Here is a 16,448-nt window from a genome sequence, read left to right as displayed (position 1 = left end):
ACCACCGTTAGCGCGCCAAACAGTGCTCCAGTGGAACCAAGTATGACGACCAAGAGACTTGTCCTACGGGGCATCAACTGGTTCATGCCAGCAGCGACCATCGGTCTCATGGTGCATTTCTCGGTCGTCACGAAGTCGTTCCTCACAGGCGGCAATCTGCTCGCGGTCCTAACCCAAAATGGCCCCACCTTCATTGTTGCCGTCGTCGCGGCGGTCCTGCTGATGGCCGGGTACGTTGATCTTTCGGTGGGCTCAACTTTGGCCCTCGCGGGGGTCTGCTCAGGGTTGACGTTCCTTAGCGCTGGCATCATTCCCGGGCTCATCGTCGGGATCCTAGTAGGGACGGTGATAGGTGCAATTAATGGGGTTCTCATTGGCTGGCTCAACCTATCGCCATTGGTAGTAACACTCGGAATGCTCGCAGCTACTAGGGGCGTTGCGCAGTTTCTCGCCCCCGATTCACTGTACGGTTTTCCGGCGGACGTGAATGTCTTGGGTAACGGCTCAGTCCTTGGGGTGTCCTATCTCGGGATCGCCGCCCTGTTGGTCATCGGGATAGCCCTGGTCGCTATGAATCGCCTCCCGATTGGACGCAGGATTGTCGCCATAGGCGTGAACTCCCGAGCCTCCTACCTGGTGGGGATCCCTGTGAAGCGCATCTCCGTCCTCCTTTACATTGTGGTCGGGCTTGCCGCCGGGCTCGCCGGCGTCCTACAGGTAGCTCGCTTGGACAGTGCACCTTCAGGCACCCTGGGCGTCGGATTCGAAGTGACCGTCCTAACCGCCGTGCTGCTTGGCGGCATACCCTTCAACGGCGGACGAGGAAGCGTATTAAGGGTCGTTCTCGGTGTGTGGCTCATCGCAGTTCTAAAAAACGGGCTGACGCTGCTGAATCTGGGTCCGGAAATCGCCGGGATAGTAACTGGAAGTGTCCTGGTACTGGCCGCCGGCCTCGAAGCTGTTCGCTTCTGGGTACAGCGGACCAAATGACCCTCATCAATTCGGCCGCTATTCACGGCAACAAATCATAAACTTAGGAGATCCCATGGAACTGGACGTCGTTGCTGACATCCCGTGGATGAGCGCAACCCAAATGAGTGAGAGGGTGCGTCATCAGGAGTTGTCGCCCGTTGATATCGCCGCATCCATGACTCAACGTGTCAAAGCACTGAATCCCGAGCTGAATGCCTACGTGACTTTCGACGAAGAACAAATCCATAAGGACGCCCTTCGCCTCGAAGAGATGGCTGATTCAGAAGCGCAGCAGCTGGGGCCACTTCACGGTGTGCCATTCTCCGTCAAGGAACTGACCGCCATGAAGGGCCTACCGGCAACGTATGGTTATCTGCCACTAAAGGGAACCTTTGCAAAACACGAAGCTGCCGTAGTTAGACGGCTCAAAGCAGCAGGGGGCCTTTTCTTGGGAAAGACCAACATGCCCGAGGGTGGCTACTACGGTGGAACTGACGGTCACCTTTATGGCGCCACACATAATCCTTGGAAGCATGGATATTCGGCAGGCGGTTCGAGCGGTGGTGCCGCTGCGGCTGTTGCAGCAGGACTGGGCCCCCTTGCCGAAGGAAGTGACGGCGCAGGGTCGGTTCGGATCCCAGCGTCAATGTGTGGCGTTGTTGGAATGAAGCCTACGCACGGCCTTATCCCCCAGACAGTTCTCGGAGGACGGTACTACACCTGGATCTACCATGGCCCGATTGCCCGGACGGTGGCTGATGCCGCGCTTATGCTCAATGTCATGGCAGGTCCGGATGACGAGGACCCGACCAGTCTGCCCAAAATAGATGTCGACTTCACGGAGGAGATCAAGAAGCCGATTGGTGGCTGGCGGATTGCGTGGTCCCCGGACCTTGGCCTCGGTTACGTCGACCCCGAAGTTGCAGCAATTTGTCGATCCGCCATGGATGCTTTCGAAGAACTTGGGGCCGTTGTCCAGCAGGCCACCCCCGCATGGGACGGTGCAGAGGAAGCGATGTGGAATGGTGTTTGGCTGCCGGGTTTTGCCGGTCAGACAGATCTGCTTGACTGGCCCGCCATGGAGGGGCAAGTGGATGAAAACCTTCTGGAGATCATGAGGCAGTGCAGGACACTCAACGGAGACGACAAGGGCCGGGCTGATCTTTACCGGGGTCAAATGTGGAATACATTTCGGGAGTTCATGTCAGGCTTCGACCTGCTCGTGTCACCCACATTAACTTCCGCGGCTTTCCCTCTCGAACAGTTCGCTCCGAGCTGGCTCGAGGGCAAGCCCCTGCGCGAGCAGATCCTTGGATGGCTACTCACATACCCATTCAACATGATGACAACTCCATCTATTACAGTGCCGGCAGGGTTCACGTCGGAGGGGCTCCCTGTTGGGCTGCAGATTTCGGGCGGATTCCACGCTGACGCGAAAGTGTTGCGGGCTGCAGCAGCTTTCGAAAGCGCCCGGCCCTGGTCGCATAAACAGCCGTCGCTGCTGGAAGAAAGGACGGTCTAGGGTACGAGGCGTAATGCGGCGCACCTGGTGTGCATGATTGTCTCCGACCTCCGGCCCTTGGCGGAACGATTCAATCCGGACTCCGCGCCGAGGTAGGCCGCCTCGAACATCTCGAGCCCCATTTGTACCGCCCCTACCCAGCCGGACTGCCCAAGTCGCATGAACCTGTATTGAGGGTGGCCAAGAATCCCGCGTGGCAGCGGGCGGGCACTTTCGGGACTCAGAGGTTGTCTTGCCACTTAGGCAGCAAGACTTAAGTGGCAAGACAAGAAAATGCTGCGGCTCCTGGGGGAAACCCGGGGATCCGCAGCATGTGATTCAGGGTTTAGCGGCAGCGCCATCCGAGCATGCCTTGGCTGGCCCAGGGGCGGACGTTGGCGGTAAAGGCCACGCAGTAACCACGGTTGACTGAGAATGTCAATCTGATTTGAACCCACTCCGCCTTGGGATCGCAGCCTAATCGGAGACCACCCCGGATAGCCGCGGCAGGCCCGGACACTGATAACTGGCGCGGCCGCTCGCACCCTGTGAATATCAGCTAAGCGTCATGTGGCTCTGGCAGGAAGTTCGTGAACGGTGACAGAGGGTCGCTGCGGTGTTCCCATGCCTGGACAAGGCTCTGGCGAAGCAGGTGGACGGGACGGTGCGGATATCGTCCCGGACCCGTGCGACAGTGCGTTCACGCGCTCGGACTGCGGGTTGCAGTCGTGCAAGAACCCTTCATTTGGCGGCTAAGTCACAGCTTGGATTGCCGGTTTCCTCGTCTTGACGTGTTCATGTTCAAGCGTCCGGGTTGAGGAAGAGTTCGTTGTGCCCATTTTTCAACGAGTTGTGTCACGACGTGAAGACCTGTTTATGTGGATTGGCCGCCCCGTCGATAGTCAGGATTGTCCCGTTGGTGTAGCCCGAGCGAGGCGACGCGAGAAATGCCGCCGCGCTGGCTATTTCCAAGGCGGTGGCCGAGCGGGCGTAGGGCAGGGAGGCGTTGAGTTCCGGCCAGCGATTCGCGTCGCCCAGTTCGGTCTGGGCTTTGCCTTGAGCATCATTTCGTTTCTGGAGGTGGAAACCGGTCCGGGGTTGATGCCGATGACGCGCATCCCGTCACTACTTGCGGCCTTTCCCAGGGCTCGGGTGAATGCCATGAGCGCGGCGTTGCCGGTCGATCCGGCGATGTAGTCCGGCCGGTAGAGTTCCCCTGCTACGCCGATGATGTTGATGATAACGCCCTTCGACTTAGCGAGGTTGGTGTAGAGGGCACGGGTGAGGCCGATGTAGCCAAAGACCTTGAGGTCCCAGGCATCCCTCCACTGCTGATCGTCGATCTCTTGTAGGGTTCCGGGAGGAATGGCCCCCGCGTTGTTGACCAGAATGTCGATCCCGTCGACGTTGGCGCTGAGTCTTGTGTGTTCGGCGGCTGAGGATAGGTCCGCGGCTTCTACTCGGACGGGAACCTCGTAATGCCGGCGGATGTTGGCCGCTTCGGTTTCAAGCCGGCCTTTGTCACGGCTGACCAGAATGAGGGCGCATCCTTCGCCGGCCAGTACCCGGGCCGTTTCCAGGCCGATGCCTTGGGACGCTCCGGTTACGAGGGCGACTTTCCCACGTATGGACAGGTCCATCTGCTTTTCCTCTCGATGGTCTTATTCGGGTATGGTCTGGTCGCCGGCCGATATGGCGGTTGGCCAGGGGACGGCCGAAAAATCCGGTTTCTCCCGGGCGAGGAAGCTGGTCACGCCAATCCGGTACTCATCGCTTGCGTATGAGCGCTCGTACCAGGAATTCGCCACGGCGTCTTCCTGCCCTTGACCTGCTGCTGCACGGCCGACCAGGACCTTGGCGCCGGCGGGTGACGGGGGCTCCTCCGGTGACTCGACCGAGGACGGCATTCCAGCGGGCTTCCACGTCTTCGGTCAGGTGGACCTCATGGAGGAGGGAAATGCGCAGGGCTGTATCTGCTTTGACGATTTCGCCGGTGAGCAGCAGCAGTCGCGCCCAGGCGGCACCAACTTCTTCGACCAGTCGCGTCGTGGAGGTCTGGCTGTAGACGATGCCGAGTTTGGCCGGAGTGATGCCCATTTTTGCCGTGGTGTCACCGATTCTGATGTCGCAGGCGAGGGCCAGCTCGCACCCGCCTCCTACGCACCAACCCCGCACCAGGGCAAGGGTCGGTTTGGTGCATTCGATGATGGCGAGTTCGGCTTCCTGCACGGCAGCGGAGTAGTGACGCGAGTTCGCTGCCCCGGACCTGACGGTGCTGAATTCGCTGATGTCCGCGCCGGCCGAAAAGGAATCCGCGGTCCTGCCGGAGAAGGCAATCGCCCGTACCTGGTCGTTGCCTTCAGCAAGATGAATGATGCGGGGCAGGACCTGCCACATTTGCAGGTTCATGGCGTTTTTGCGTTCGGGACGGTCGAATATGACATGCAGGACCCTTCCCTGCAACTCGACGGCAATCCCGGCCGGCAGGTTGATGCCTTCGAGGATTTTGAGCGTCACCACGGTGCTGGTTTCGCTCATTGCGGAAGTCCCGTCGAGGAGAAGGTCATGGCTGCGGGGTGGCGTCTGTTCCAGCGTCCGCTGTGAACTGAGAGGACAAAGGACCGGACGGAGCGGTTGAACTCTTCCGGTTCTTCAAGGTTGATCGTGTGTCCGGTGTTGGGGAACACTCTCCATGCCGCTGTTGGCAGTGCTTTTTTGAGTCTGAAGTTGGCTTCAATGCAGCCGTCGTCCTCGTCACCGGTCAGGATGAGGATCGGTTTTTGTGCCTCGCGCAGACCTGGAATGAGCTCGTCCAGGGAAGGACGTTTGCTCTGGACTCCTTCCATGGTGCGGGCAGAGCCTTCGCTTGAATGGCGGGCAAGCCCGTCTCGGAACAATTGCCAGGCCTTGTCGTCCTTGGTCCTGAGCTGGATGCGGGTGGGACCCTCGGCGTACGGGCCGGCCAAGGTGGACCAGCCACTTTCACGAAGCCGCCCGGCGAGGCCCATCGACTCAGCAACGAACTTCTCGCGGGTGTCGGGGTCTGAGCCCCAACCGCAGCCGGCCACCGTCGCAGAGAGGACGCGATGCGGATGCAATGCGGTGATGTTGGCCGTCGTATAGCCTCCCATCGAGAGACCGACAATGTGGGCTGCATCGATGCCTTCGGCGTCCAGGACGGCCAGCACGTCCTGGACGGCGTGCTGCTGGGAATACGAGCCGGGACCTGGAATATCGGAGGGGTGATATCCACGTGCCGCATACCGGATGCACTTGAAATCGGCGGACAGCTCTTGGACTTGCGCGTCCCAGCTGTCCATGTCTCCGGCGAATTCGTGGATGAAGAGCACCGGTATGCCCTCACCGTCCACCCGGTAGGCGATCGCGGTTCCGTCCGCACTTGTGCTGAGGCGGGTCATGACAGGGGTCCTGCCGATGGATGAATCACGGTGCGTCCTCCGGATCCAGCCTTCATGCGGTCGAATGCGTCTTCGACGCTGTCCAAGGCCAGTCTTTCGGTGATTAGGCCGTCCGTGACGAGCTGGCCGGACTTGACCCATTCAATGAGGCGGGGATAGTCGGTGCCGGGATCCCCACCTCCTGCGACGCAACCAACAAGCGAGCGGGAGAAGTAGAACAGTTCGAGCGGGCTGAACGTGACCTGGTCGTCCTTGCTGCCGATGCCCACGACGACCGTCGTGCCGCCGCGGCGCGTCATCTGCCAGCTCTGGCGGATGGTTGCTCCTGCACCCACACAATCGATGACTGCATCGGCGCCGCGGTTACCCGTGAGCTTCCGGACGCGCTTTGCTATGTCCTCGCCGGCTTCGACGGCGACTGCCCCCAGGGTTTCGGCGATTGCTAGGCGCTCTTGGCTGCGGTCGATGGCGATGACCTGGGATGCACCACTGAGGAGCGCCCCTTGGACGGCGCTTAGGCCGACGCCTCCAAGTCCCACTACGGCCACTGACTGGCCAGGGACTACTTTGGCGGAGTTCACAACGGCGCCAACGCCGGTTGTGCTGGCGCAACCGAGCATGGCGGCTTGGTCTGGATCGATTCCTTCGATGGGCATTACCGAACGTGCAGGAACGACTGTTTGCTCGGCGAAACCGGCGACTCCGAGCCCGGCCCAGACGGTGTTGTCTTCAGCGTCAAGTGCCAGGGGCCGCTGGGTGTTATCGGCTGCATGCTCGCACAGGTGCTTGTCTCCGGCTTTGCAGAACCAGCATTCGCCACAGGACGGGTTCCACAGCAGGATTACGGTATCGCCTGCTTTTACCGTTGTGACGTCCTGGCCGACTTCCAGTACGGTTCCGCTGGCCTCGTGGCCGAGTACTGCGGGCATCTTTTGCCCCAGGGTCCCGTTGGAGAGGGAGAGGTCTGAGTGGCATACTCCGACGGAGTCGATCCTGACGCGGACGTCGTCGGGTCCGGTTTTCCTGAGCCTGATTTTTTCGACTTGGCCCTGTTCACCGGGTTTGCGGTGCACAAAGGCGAGGATTGCCTCGGCGTAGACGTCCTCGGGAGTCAGTGGCTGATTGGTGCTCATCGCTGTACCGCCTTAAATTCGCAGAATTCTTCAAGCCCGGCCTTGCCGAGCTCGCGTCCGTGGCCGGACTGCTTGTAGCCGCCGAAGGGCGCCAGGGGGTTGTATCTTCCGCCGTTGATGTCGATCTGGCCGGTCCGGACCCGCTTGGCCAGGGCAACCGCGTGGGACTCATCGGCAGCCCAGACCGCGCCGGAGAGTCCGAAGACTGTTCCGTTGGCGATCTCGATGGCTTCGTCTTCGTCGCGGTAGGTGATCACCGCAAGCACGGGGCCGAACACTTCCTCTTGGGCGAGGCGGGAGTTGGGGGTGACTTTGCCGTAGATGGATGGCTGGACGTACCAGCCTTGTTCGGGAAGGTCTGTGGCATCGCTTCCGCCGTGGATGGTTTCGAAACCATCGGCTTCTGCTTGGCGCATGAAGTCAAGCACGCGGGTCTTCTGAGCCTCGGAAATCATCGGGCCGACACGTTCGCCGGGCACGTATTTGCGAGCGGCTTCCGCGGCCAGGGCCTTGACTTCCTCGTACCGCGCCTCAGGGACGAGGAGCCGTGTCCACGCGCTGCAGGTCTGGCCGGAGTTCAGGAAGCTGTTGGCGACGGAGACCTTCACCGCCGTTGCCAGCAGCGCGCCCTCCACGTCTTCGGCAATCAGGCTGGCGGACTTCCCGCCCAGCTCCAACGACACCTTCTTGATGGTGCTCGCCGCATCCCGGGCAACGATCCGCCCGACGTTGACCGATCCCGTGAAGGACACCATGTCCACGTCCGGGTGCAGGGACAGCTGCTCGCCGATTAGGGAGCCAGGTCCGGACACCAGGTTGAAGACGCCTGCAGGGAATCCCGCGTCGTGCATCGCGTCGGCGAAGGCGTAGGCGGTGAGAGGGTCAGATCGGCCGGTTTGAGAACGATGGTGCAGCCTGCGGCCAGTGCCGGGACGATCTTTGCGGTGATCTGATGGAGGGGATAGTTCCAAGGGGTGATCGCAGCGACCACGCCGACAGGTTCCCGGTAGATCGTGCTGTTTCCGACTGACTCTTCAAAGCTGTACTGCTCGAGGAGGTCCGCGGTGGTCCGCAGGACCGTGATGGGAAGCTGCAGGTGCACCCGTTCTGCCAGCTGTCGGGGTGCTCCCAGTTCAGCGGTGATGGTGTCGATGAACGACTCCCGGCGCTCTTCGAGGATCTCGGCGACACGGCGCAGCAGTGCTGCGCGCTCGGCAGGAGCGGACTGGGACCAGCCGGTGAAAGCCCCGGCCGCGGCCTGGACTGCAGCGTCAACTTCCCCGGCGGTGGCTTCGGGAACCTGACCGACAGCCTCGAGGGTAACCGGGGAGAACACGTTCTTTCGGGTTCCGGCAGCGGGAGTCCACTTGCCGTCAATGTACAGTTCGTCGCGATTCATTTTTCTCTTTCTGGTTCAGGAGTTGGTGGAGTCAACATCGGTCAGGGAACGCTTGTAGGTTTCAGGGGCCCAGGCGACCGCGGCCATGGTGATCACTGCGCAGATAGCCAGGTAGATCGCGACGGGAATCCATGAGTTGAATTGGGCAAGCAGTGCCGTGGCGATGATGGGTGCCATTGACCCGGCGAATACGCTGGCCAGCTGGACTCCGACCGAGATGCCGGTGTAGCGGACCCGGGTTGGGAAGAGTTCTGCGTAGAAGGCCGCTTGCGGACCGTACATGAGGCCGTGAAGGATCAGGCCGATGGACATCGCGGCCACAATCACCAGGAAGGAGCCTGTTCCGAGCATTGGGAACAGCGCGAAGGCGAAGATCAGCATGCCTGAGGCTCCGATCAGGTACGGGACCTTGCGTCCGACTTTGTCTGACCAGGCGCCGAACAGCGGGATGAGCACTGTTTGAATTCCACTGGCGATCATCAGGGCGACGAGGGCCGTTTCACGGTTGGATCCAAGCTGGGTGACATAGACGAGCGCAAAGGCTGTCACGGTGTAGTAGAGAACGTTCACGGCGAAGTGGCCGCCCAGAGCCTGGAGCAAGGCTTTGGGATGCTTTGTTAACACTTCCTTGACCGGTACCTTTTGATGGCCGCTGGCTTCATCTGCTGCCTTGGAGGCCTCGAAGACCTTGGGCTCGGATACCGAGATCCGGACCCAGTAACCGATACCCAACAGGAGGGCAGAGAGGAGGAAGGGCACACGCCATCCCCAAGACAGGAACTGCTCATCAGGCAAGGTGGCTGCAAACAATGCCAGCACACCGGCGGCCAGGACGTTACCCAGCGGCGCGCCGACCTGCGGCCAGCTGGCAGCGAAGCCGCGCCGACCGGGCTTTGCCTGTTCTGCCAGGATCAGGACAGCACCGCCCCATTCACCGCCGAGTGCGACGCCCTGGACGACGCGCAGCAGCGTCAAGAGTACTGGTGCCATGATTCCGATGGCCGCATAAGTGGGCAGTAAGCCGATGAGGACCGTGGATCCGCCCATCATGAGCATGCTGACAATCAACAGTTTCTTGCGGCCCAGTTTGTCTCCAAAGTGACCGAAGACGATCCCTCCAAGCGGCCGGGCGGCGAACCCGACGGCGTAGGAGCCGAGAGCCAGCATCGTGCCTACGAGAGGGTCGCTGTCGGGGAAAAACAGCTTGTTGAATACGAGTGCGGCCAGCGACCCGTAGATGAAGAAGTCGTACCACTCGATGGTGGTGCCGACCAGGCTGGCCGCGATGAGGCGCCGCATGCTGGTCGTGCCTGTCGTGCCGGATTGTTGGGGTTTGGTGCGGGTGGATGCCATGGCGTTCTCCTTTGAACGGGGTGGGGCGAGGCCTATGGTTGGGGGAAAGTGAGCTGGAGGAGTTCGGCCCGGATTTCCGCGTCGTGCTCCCCAAGGGCCGGAGGTGGCCTGTGCACGGTGGCGTGTTGTCCGTCCAGGTGCCAGGAGCCCCCAGGAACGCTGAAGTTCTCGCCCGAAGGTCCCGGGAAGGTCAGAACGAGGCCGCGGGATGCCGTGGCTGGATCCTCGAAGACTTCCTTGAGGTCCCGGATGGGACCGCCCGGCACTCCCGCCTCTTCGAGCGCCTGTACAAGTTCGGGGCTTGTCATGGCCGCGGTACGGGCGTTGAGCACGCTGTCCAGCTTGTCGCGGTTGTTGCAGCGGTCTACGTTGTTCCGGAAGTCAGCGTCGCTGAGCAGTCCGGGGAGGTCAAGAGTTTCGCAAAGCCGGGCGAACTGGGTGTTGTTGCCCACCGCTATCACGACGTTTCCATCCAGTGTTCGGTAGCAGCCGTAGGGGGCGACGGTGGGGTGGTGGTTGCCGCTTCGCCCGGGGGCGATTCCGGTAGCGAAGTAGCGGCCGGCCTGATAGGCGAGCATGGAAACCAGGGTGTCTTGCATGGCTATATCAACCAAGGCCCCTTTACCGGTGCGCTCCCGGCGCAGTAGCGCGGCCAGGACTGTCTGGACGGCGTTCATGCCGGAGGCGACATCACCGACCGGAACGCCGGTGCGCAGAGGCTCTGAATCCGGCATGCCTGTCAGGCTCATCCACCCCGACGTCGCCTGAACGACCTGATCGTAGCCGGGCTTGGGCGGCTGGTCCGCGCCGTAGCCGGAAATCGAGCAGTAGACAACTGAGGGGTTCAGCTCCCGCACGGCAGCGTAGCCGATGCCCAAACGGTCAGCGACCCCTGGCCGGTAATTCTCGATCACAACATCAGCGGACTTGATCAGCTCGAGGGCGACACTGCGGTCCTCTTCTTTTTAAGGTCAAGGGCAATGCTGCGCTTGTTCCGGTTGATGGACAGAAAGTAGGAAGCTGCCTCTCCCACGAAGGGCGGGCCCCAGCTGCGCGAATCATCGCCGCTGGGTCGTTCAACTTTGATCACGTCTGCACCGAGATCACCGAAAGTCTGAGTGGCGAAAGGTCCGGACAAGGCGGTCGTGAAGTCGACGACGCGCATGCCCTCCATTGGCAGAGTCGTGCTGACGGCCGCATCGCTGGGGCTCAGATGGGTTGACATCGTAATTCCTTTCGTCCCATAATGTGGAACAGTGTTCTACAAGGCGGAATGATGTTAGTCACAATGATCATGGAGGTCAAGCATGAAATCTGTCATCCAGGCATTTCGGGTTCTTCAGGAGGTCGCTGAAACACAGCCTGTGGGTGTCAGCGATTTGGCCCGTCGGCTGGACCTCCCCAAGTCGACAGCTCACCGGTTCCTGACGACCCTCGAAACCGTTGGCTGGGTTGCCCGAAAGTCAGGAAGCCAAGGTGGGCAGTGGGTGCTGAGTGCAGCCCCGGCCATCCTGGCGCAGCGCGTGGCCGCAGACAGCAACCTGCGGACCGCCGCCAAACCCGTCATGGAACGGTTGCGAAATGCCTGCACCGAGGCGGTACATCTGGCCGTACCGCAATCGGGTGAAGTGGTGGTCATTGACCAGGTTGAATCCACCCAGCCGGTACGGATCCACTGGCCCGTTGGCCAGCATTCCCCTGTCCATGCCAGTGCCAACGGCAAGGCGATCCTGGCGTTCTCAGGGGGGCAGCAGCGGGCAAACCTTTATCCTGAGTCCTTTGAGGTGTTCACCCCGGACACAATCTCCTCTGCCGAGGAATTTGAGGCGGATCTTGCCCAGGTGCGTGAGCGCGGGTTCGCCATCGTCCGCGGTGAGCTCCGGGAGGACATCTGCTCCCTTGCTGCCCCCATCTTTGGCGGCCGCAGCAACCCGGTCGCGTCATTGTCGGCATTTATGCCGACGTACCGCATGCCGGAGGATGAGGGCATTCTGGGGGCGATGGTCCGGGAAGCTGCCGCGGAAATCAGCGCCGCCATGAAGCTCGGTCAAAACGGATAGCTCAGCCGGTTCCCTGAGCATCGACTGCAGCCAGGCGCTGCAAATCTGCTGTGACTTTCGGAGGAAGCCTAATCGCCCGCCCATTGCGGGCCAGGACTATTTCAGTCATGCCCGTCGCGTAGTCCAGGTCATTGAGTGACCCGTGAATCCGGAAGCCGATACGGAACGTGACATGAGAAACTCGGCCAACGCCAAGCTCAACGAACACTGGAAGGTCCCGGTAGAAAAGTGGACGCCAGAAACGGACATGATGCTGGACAATCCGGAGTTGAATTCCGGCCCCGAGACCCGAAAAAATGTCGAAAGGCGCCGGTGCGTGCCTGATCAGACCAGCCCCGGGCGGTGCCCCAAGCAGCGTGCTGCGAGCCTCCCCCGCGATCCGCAAGACCGCGACGTCATCGACCAAGCCCCCAGGGCCGGCATCGGTAAACCTCAATGAAATGGCGGTCATCACCACGGCAGCCACGCTCTTTTCCTCTAGTGCTGCGACGTACCAGCGAATGATCTCAGGCCTGCACACGTGGCCGCCGGTCCACCATATCGGGCGAATGATCCGAGGTTGCTTGACCAGACGGGATACTGTGACTAATCTCATTCCACGCAGAGAGACGGTGTTCCACAATATGAAACACCCATAGTTGTCAAAACCAACACCGACAACCATGTAGCGCTGTGTGCGGACCTAGAACTCCGCCGCCTAGCCACGCCAGGCAGTCTCTTTCGTATCCTCTACTTCGCTGGCACCACAGGGCAACGATGCCCGACCCCGTGCCTGCGGCTGACTCATGAAAGGCTTGGTATGGTTGCTCAGCTCACAGCACTGGTCATCTTCATAGCAGTATTCGCGGCCGGTTCGATCCGCAAAGGGCACATCGGCGTGCTATCCCTCGCCGCTGCCTGCGGCGTCGGACTCTCGCTGGCCTCGATGTCCCTCAAAGACATCATCGGGGGTTTCCCTGTCGGCATCATGATCCTGCTGGCCGGGGTGACGTTCTTCTTCGGCATAGCCCAGGCCAACGGCACAATCGACCAACTCATCGATCGGTCCATAGCAAAAGTCGGAGACCGGGCCGCTCTTTTCCCCATCCTGTTCTTTGCCCTTTCGTGCGGGGTAGCAGCCATGGGGTCGTCCCTGGCCGCCCTGGCACTCGCACCGATAGCAATGCCTCTGGCAAAGAAATACATGATCGACCCCATGCTCATGGGCCTGGCCATAGGTACCGGACTGACAGCCGGAGCCTTTGCCCCAACCAGCCTCTTCGGAATCATCAGCTACGGAACTGCCAGAGAAGCTGGCATTGACCTAAACCCACTCGTGCTCTTCACCGTAGCCATCGTGACCAACCTCGTCCTCTTGGTTGCCGCGTTCCTCATGTTCGGCGGCACCCGGCTGCCGCGCAGCCAGCGGACCCAAACCCCCCATGACATCGAAACCTCTGGATATTCATCTCCCCTTCAGGAAAACCGCCCTTCCAGCCCAGGGACCGTGGCCACCAGCGTTGATGCGCCAGTCGACACCAAGACCAAAGCAGCACGGCTTACGACGGCGCAGATCGCAACCATCACCTGCATAGCCGGGCTCCTCATCTCCTTAATCTGGCTTGCTCTGACCGGCGGGAACCCCGATGTGGAATTCTGTGCTTCGCGTTCGGTGCTGTCCTCACCCTTCTCGACCCGGCCACCAGCAAGACCGCAATCACCAAAATTGATTGGCCAACCATCCTGCTGGTCGGCGGCGTCATCACGTACGTGGGCGTCTTGGAACACATGGGAGCCATCGAACTCATCGGCCATTTCGCCGAGGCCGCCGGAACCCCCCTCCTCAGCGCCTTCGCACTGTGCGTTGCCGCCGGGCTGATCTCCGCCTTCGCCTCAACCACCGGCATGCTCGCCGCGATCATTCCACTGTCTCTTCCCCTCGTCGCAACCGGAGGCATCCCCGGCTGGGCAATCATCACAGCACTCGCCATCTGCTCCGCACTCGTGGACCTCTCTCCATACTCGACAGTCGGCGCAACAGTCATCGCCACCGCTCCAGAATCAGAACGGGCCCGCATGACATCCAGACTGATGCGTTGGGGCATGAGCATGGTGATCATCGGCCCCGTTGCTCTGGTGGGACTGCTCGTACTGCCCGGAACCCTCTAACCGAACGTCTCCGCAGCCAACGCTTGGGCGAAAGCCCGAACGCGTTTGCTTCAATAGGGGCACGTAGGAACCGACCCAGATTTTCTGAACGTGGCGTGGCCGCTTGTACGTACGCGACAGGTGTTGCCCTAGAGACTAGGGCGCTAGCAAGCGGACGCAGCAGTGCCCGCGGGTAATTCCCAGAGGCACTGCTGCGTCATACCCGTGGCGTTGGCTATAGCGACCGACCCTCAATCGTTCCGGATCAACTAACGCGGTCTAGTCGGCGGCTTGTTGGGCTAGTGTGTGGGCGAGTCGGTAGGAGTCTGTTCCGGTTTCGATGATGGTGCCGTTGAAGGTGAGCCGGTCCACTATGGCCGCGCAAAGGCGTGGGTCGGTGAAGGTTTTGGTCCACCCACAGAAGGATTCGTTGGTGGCGATGGCAACGGACGCTTTTTCCTCGCGTTCGGTGAGGACCTGGAACAGAAGCTCGGCGCCTCGCTTGTCCAACTCCATGTAACCCAGCTCGTCAATGCAGAGCAGGTCCACGCGGCCCGTAGCGTGCGATGGTTTTGGCCAGGGCTTTATCATTCTCGGCCTCCACGAGCTCGTTCACGAGCCTCGTAGCGAGGGTGTATTTAACCCGGAAGCCCTTCTCCGCCGCGGCCGTGCCGAGCCCAATGAGCAGGTGGGACTTGCCGGTGCCGGAGTCACCGATAAGGCATAGGGGCTGCCCCTTGCGTATCCAATCTCCGCTGGCCAAGGTGTGGATCGTTGCCGGGTTGATGTTCGTGTTCGCTTCAAAATCCAAATCCCCAAGCCACTTATCCCTCGGGAAGCCAGCTGACTTGACCCTTCGTGTCGAGGAACGCCGGTCACGGTCATCACACTCCGCCAGAAGTAGCTCCCGCGAGGAAGCCCTGATATGAGAGCTGTTCCTTGCCAGCGACATGGAGTGCTTCGTCCAGGACCGCCCTGATCGTGGGCAACCGGAGCCTCCGGCAAGCCTGGTCCACCGCAGCGACGGCGGCTTGCTCGGTCAGTCCACGGCGTCGCCGCAGGGCCTGGGACACGACAACAGGCGTGGTTGGGCTCATGAGATCTGCTCCTTGGAATTGGTTGCCGGTCCGGATGCGGTGGCACGTTTGGCCAGTAGCTGGTCATACCCAGCAACCGTGGGGACAGGTCGCTTCTCCGGTGGCAGACCAGCGATCACAGCTGCCGGGTCGGCAAGACGGCGCTGGGTGAGACTGACAATCCGGTGCTCGACGATTTCTTCTTTCTCGCCGGAATCGCAATCGGGCTGGACCCACCCAGGCGCGCTGCGTTCAGCGGCCACGCGCTTGGCCTCGACAGCGACAACGTCGGCGCTGACCGCGCCCACCGATAGGGCAGCGGCGATCCCGGCAATGACTTCGGTAGCGTCCATGACCCTGAGTAAGAGCAACACATCGATGAGTTCCAGGATCGCTTTGGTGTCACCGTCGGTTTTCCGGGCGGCAGCCCAGAACGCGTCATGAGCCGGAGTGAACACTCCTGATTCACGGGCCTGCGCCAACGCAGTGGAGCCCGGAAGCGCGCCAGGCTTTATCCGGAGTACTTCAAGGTAGTGGTCCAGCTGCACGCATTGCCGGACCCTGCCCACGGTCCGTGGGTGGGTCGCGATCGGCGTCCGGCCGTCAAAGATCTTCACCTGCGTCGCCTGCAGGGACACCCGGACTTTCCGATTGACAAACCGCGCCGGAACCGAGTACTTCATCGAACGGAACGAGACCAGCGACGATCGATCGACCCGAGGCGTCAACACCAGGCCAGGATCAAAGCCCCCCACCGGCAGGGGTGCAAGCAGAGGCTGTTCCACAGCGAAATCGTCCCCAATGGTGCGGAGCCTTTGTGCGATCCTCCGGGCGTCCTCTTCCGCGTCCCAGACCCTGAGCCTGTCATTGAGCTCAGCCAAGGTCTTCACCACCGGCACGGGAGTCAGGAAATTCCGCCGGAACCTGCCAACTTCGCCTTCGATCCCACCCTTTTCATGGGCGCCGGCGATCCCAGGCTCACAGTAAAAGGCATCGAAGCCAAAGTGCGATTTGAATAGGACCCAACGCTCGTTCTCCACCCGCTGCCGCCCGGCACCATAGACAACCTTCGTCACGGCTGAAGTGAGGTTGTCGTAGCGGATGTGTTCAGTCGGGACACCACCCAAGACCTGGAACGCGTCGATATGACCCTCCAGGAAGGCCTCCTGCACACAGGTCGGGTATATGCGATGGACGGACTTTCCAGAATGACTTAGCCGGAAAGCGAACATGTAACACCGGGTCCGCACCCCGTCCAGATCCACCCACACGTCACCGAAATCGACCTTAGCCTCCGCGCCCGGAGCGTGTCACGGCACTCCGCGACTCGGCCAAGCACTTTCGTACAAGCACCTGGGCCCACCCACTCGACGCGGCAAAGCATCGCAAGGAGATCGCCCGAGCCGTC

At 61.2% G+C, this 16,448-nt stretch carries 11 protein-coding genes and 5 pseudogenes; 6 read left to right on the top strand and 10 right to left on the bottom strand.

Going from position 1 to position 16,448, the window contains the following annotated elements; genetic code table 11:
- Positions 1 to 42: 42 nt before the first annotated feature.
- Both ABRP34_RS22560 and ABRP34_RS22555 read left to right on the top strand, forming a co-directional pair.
- Entirely contained in the window at positions 43 to 990 is a 948-nt protein-coding gene (locus ABRP34_RS22560) for an ABC transporter permease (RefSeq protein WP_353713591.1), read from the top strand.
- A gap of 55 nt (positions 991 to 1,045) precedes the next feature.
- Positions 1,046 to 2,494: an amidase family protein gene (locus ABRP34_RS22555; protein ID WP_353713590.1), complete on the top strand. Its 1,449-nt coding sequence runs from the start codon at positions 1,046 to 1,048 to the stop codon at positions 2,492 to 2,494.
- 834 nt (positions 2,495 to 3,328) lie between these two features.
- On the opposite strand, the gene ABRP34_RS22550 is transcribed toward ABRP34_RS22555, so the two are convergent.
- The 8 genes and pseudogenes from ABRP34_RS22550 to ABRP34_RS22515 form a co-directional block, all read right to left on the bottom strand.
- Positions 3,329 to 3,445 carry a hypothetical protein gene (locus ABRP34_RS22550; protein ID WP_353713589.1) on the bottom strand — a complete coding sequence of 39 codons (117 nt, stop codon included), beginning with the start codon at positions 3,443 to 3,445 and terminating at the stop codon, positions 3,329 to 3,331.
- The gene (locus ABRP34_RS22545; RefSeq protein WP_353713588.1) at positions 3,436 to 4,113 is read right to left on the bottom strand and encodes a short-chain dehydrogenase/reductase; all 678 of its coding nucleotides are present in this window, start codon (positions 4,111 to 4,113) and stop codon (positions 3,436 to 3,438) included. Before ABRP34_RS22545 ends, ABRP34_RS22550 begins: the two co-directional genes overlap by 10 nt.
- 127 nt (positions 4,114 to 4,240) lie before the next feature.
- Positions 4,241 to 5,011 (bottom strand): enoyl-CoA hydratase-related protein, encoded by a 771-nt coding sequence (locus tag ABRP34_RS22540; RefSeq protein ID WP_353713587.1) that lies wholly within the window; start codon positions 5,009 to 5,011, stop codon positions 4,241 to 4,243.
- A complete protein-coding gene (locus tag ABRP34_RS22535) occupies positions 5,008 to 5,892 on the bottom strand; it encodes an alpha/beta hydrolase (RefSeq protein WP_353713542.1) in 885 nt (294 codons plus the stop codon). The genes ABRP34_RS22540 and ABRP34_RS22535 overlap by 4 nt, the downstream gene beginning before the upstream one ends.
- Positions 5,889 to 7,025: a zinc-binding dehydrogenase gene (locus ABRP34_RS22530; RefSeq protein ID WP_353713586.1), complete on the bottom strand. Its 1,137-nt coding sequence runs from the start codon at positions 7,023 to 7,025 to the stop codon at positions 5,889 to 5,891. Before ABRP34_RS22530 ends, ABRP34_RS22535 begins: the two co-directional genes overlap by 4 nt.
- A pseudogene (locus tag ABRP34_RS22525) lies at positions 7,022 to 8,424 on the bottom strand (aldehyde dehydrogenase family protein). The gene ABRP34_RS22530 and the pseudogene ABRP34_RS22525 overlap by 4 nt, the downstream one beginning before the upstream one ends.
- A gap of 15 nt (positions 8,425 to 8,439) precedes the next feature.
- Entirely contained in the window at positions 8,440 to 9,777 is a 1,338-nt protein-coding gene (locus ABRP34_RS22520; protein WP_353713540.1) for an MFS transporter, read from the bottom strand.
- Between the two features lie 32 nt (positions 9,778 to 9,809).
- Positions 9,810 to 10,942, bottom strand: a pseudogene (locus tag ABRP34_RS22515) (CoA transferase).
- A gap of 142 nt (positions 10,943 to 11,084) precedes the next feature.
- Between ABRP34_RS22515 and ABRP34_RS22510 the strand changes: the two are divergent.
- From ABRP34_RS22510 to ABRP34_RS22495, 4 genes and pseudogenes are all read left to right on the top strand, one after another.
- Positions 11,085 to 11,837: an IclR family transcriptional regulator gene (locus ABRP34_RS22510; protein ID WP_353713539.1), complete on the top strand. Its 753-nt coding sequence runs from the start codon at positions 11,085 to 11,087 to the stop codon at positions 11,835 to 11,837.
- A gap of 142 nt (positions 11,838 to 11,979) precedes the next feature.
- On the top strand, positions 11,980 to 12,276 hold the full coding sequence (locus tag ABRP34_RS22505) for a hypothetical protein (RefSeq protein WP_353713585.1): 297 nt from the start codon (positions 11,980 to 11,982) through the stop codon (positions 12,274 to 12,276).
- A gap of 360 nt (positions 12,277 to 12,636) precedes the next feature.
- Positions 12,637 to 13,386, top strand: a pseudogene (locus ABRP34_RS22500) (SLC13 family permease); the annotation flags it as partial.
- Between the two features lie 17 nt (positions 13,387 to 13,403).
- Entirely contained in the window at positions 13,404 to 13,985 is a 582-nt protein-coding gene (locus tag ABRP34_RS22495) for an SLC13 family permease (RefSeq protein WP_353713669.1), read from the top strand.
- A gap of 258 nt (positions 13,986 to 14,243) precedes the next feature.
- Here the strand turns inward: ABRP34_RS22495 and istB are convergent.
- Positions 14,244 to 15,061: pseudogene (istB, locus tag ABRP34_RS22490) on the bottom strand (IS21-like element helper ATPase IstB).
- Positions 15,058 to 16,350, bottom strand: a pseudogene (locus ABRP34_RS22485) (IS21 family transposase); the annotation flags it as partial. The pseudogenes istB and ABRP34_RS22485, both read right to left, overlap by 4 nt.
- Positions 16,351 to 16,448 lie beyond the last annotated feature (98 nt).

It is taken from the genome of Arthrobacter sp. K5 (assembly GCF_040448525.1).
GTDB classification, from domain to species: domain Bacteria; phylum Actinomycetota; class Actinomycetes; order Actinomycetales; family Micrococcaceae; genus Arthrobacter; species Arthrobacter globiformis.
Note: the sequence above shows the minus strand (reverse complement) of the source record. Positions and strands in the feature narration are given on the sequence as shown.